Origin of the sequence: Burkholderia sp. LMG 13014, from assembly GCF_905232215.1 — a bacterium.
Lineage (GTDB): Bacteria > Pseudomonadota > Gammaproteobacteria > Burkholderiales > Burkholderiaceae > Burkholderia.
In genome coordinates this window covers 1-1,998 of record NZ_CAJNKE010000839.1, presented here as the reverse complement: position 1 = coordinate 1,998, position 1,998 = coordinate 1, and the positions used below count along the sequence as shown (strand labels likewise).

Below are 1,998 nucleotides of genomic sequence, written 5' to 3'. Positions count from 1 at the left end.
TCGCCGAGACGCACGCGCGCGCTGGCGGCGAGGCGCGTGTAGATGCCGATCAGCGCGCGGCGATACGGTTCGTCGACGCGGTGCGGCGACTGGTCGGGGGAGGCTGCCGCGAGCGCCTTCACGGCGTCGTTCGCGCCGACGAGCAGGTTCGACACCGACAGTTCGGCGCCGAGCTTGTGCACCTGTTCCAGATAGTGCTCGAGGATCACCGCGGCCTGGCGGTTGATCGCCTCCTCGAGCGTCGGGGCCGTGACGTTCGGGTTGCCGTCGCGGTCGCCGCCGATCCAGCTGCCCATCTGGAAGAAGGCCGGCACGCGCGCGGACAGGCCGTGCTCGGCGAGCGCGGCCTCGATGTCGCCGTACAGCGCGGGCAGTTCGTCGAGGAACGTCGCGCGGTAGTACGACAGCGCGTTCTCGATTTCGTCGCCGACCGTCAGGCGCGAATCGCGCAGCATGCGGGTCTGCCACAGCGCGGTCACGCGCGCGCGCAGCATCGATTCGTTGTACTGGCGCTCGCGGCTCGTCAGTTCCTGGTCGCGCTCGGCGAGCAGGCGCGCGATGTCGTGCTGCGCGTCGAGAATGCTCTTGCGCTGCACTTCGGTCGGGTGCGCGGTCAGCACCGGCACGATCAGCGCATCGTCGAAGAAGCGCTGCAGCAGGCGCTTCGACGCGTTGCCGGTCGTCTTCAGCTGTTCGAGCGCGTACGCGACCGTGCCGGGCTGCGATGCAGAGCCGGCCAGCGCGTGGATGCGGCGGCGGCGGTTGTGATGACGGTCTTCGGCGATGTTCGCGAGATGCGAGAAATAGCTGAACGCGCGCACGACGCTCACCGTCTGCTCCGGCGTCAGCTTGCGCAGCTTCTTCTCGAGCGTCTGCGCGGCTTCGCTGTCGTCCTCGCGGCGGAATTTGACCGCGGTCTGGCGAATCGTCTCGACGACGTCGAACACGGTGTCGCCTTCCTGCTCGCGCACGACGTCGCCGAGCAGGCGGCCGAGGAAGCGGATGTCGTCGAACAGCGGGCCGTCCTTGTCGTCGCGGGTGCGCGTGCCGGACTTCGTCGCACCGGCCGTGCGGGCCGCGGTGCGGGCAGCCGGGCCGGCGGCTTTCGTCGGGCGTTTTGTCTGACGTATCGGGTCTTTCGGTTTCGTTGCCGTTTTCGCACGGCCGTTCGCGGCGGTGGCGACGGTGTCCGTCGAGGCGTCGGAGGAGGACAGGGCAGCATTGCGGCGCGCCGTACGCGCCGATCCGGAAGACTTCACGATGGGTTTCCTTGGGAAAGCTCGAGTCAAAAGGAACTGCGGAAACTGCGAAACTGCGGTCAAGCAACCAGCTACGTGCGGCACATCCGCACATCGGCGCCGCGACCCGCTCGGCGGCAGGCCGGGCGCAGGCTCCGGGCCCGGGCGGGCAGGGGCGTGCGTGCTACCATTGTTCGATCTTCAATCCCGTCCTTCGATGTTCCAGCAATGAATTCCGAGACCCCTGCGGCCGGGCCGCAACAGGCACAGTCGCCCGCAACGTTGACGATTGCTTCGCGCGAAAGCCGCCTGGCGATGTGGCAAGCCGAACATGTGCGTGATGCGCTGCGCAAATTATATCCAGCTTGTGACGTGAAAATCCTCGGGATGACGACGCGCGGCGACCAGATTCTCGATCGTACGCTGTCGAAGGTCGGCGGCAAGGGCCTGTTCGTGAAGGAACTGGAGGCCGCGCTGGCCGACGGCCGCGCCGATCTCGCCGTGCATTCGCTGAAGGACGTGCCGATGGCACTGCCCGACGGCTTCTCGCTTGCCGCGATCATGGAGCGCGAAGATCCGCGCGATGCGTTCGTGTCGAACGACTACGCGTCGCTTGACGCGCTGCCGGCCGGCGCCGTGGTCGGCACGTCGAGCCTGCGCCGCGAGGCGATGCTGCGCTCGCGCTACCCGCACCTGGACGTGCTGCCGCTGCGCGGCAACCTCGACACGCGCCTGTCGAAGCTCGATCGCGGCGACTACG

The 1,998-nt window shown here is 68.0% G+C and carries 2 protein-coding genes; one reads left to right on the top strand and one right to left on the bottom strand.

Annotation, left to right across the window (positions count from 1 at the left end; all coding sequences use genetic code 11):
* On the bottom strand, nt 1-1,259 hold a 1,259-nt coding region (locus JYJ84_RS35230), incomplete at its 3' end, for a phosphoenolpyruvate carboxylase (RefSeq protein ID WP_205190177.1).
* A gap of 207 nt (nt 1,260-1,466) precedes the next feature.
* Here JYJ84_RS35230 and hemC point away from each other — a divergent pair.
* Nucleotides 1,467-1,998, top strand: a 532-nt coding sequence (hemC, locus tag JYJ84_RS35225) for a hydroxymethylbilane synthase (RefSeq protein ID WP_205190176.1), incomplete at its 3' end; no start/stop codon positions are given.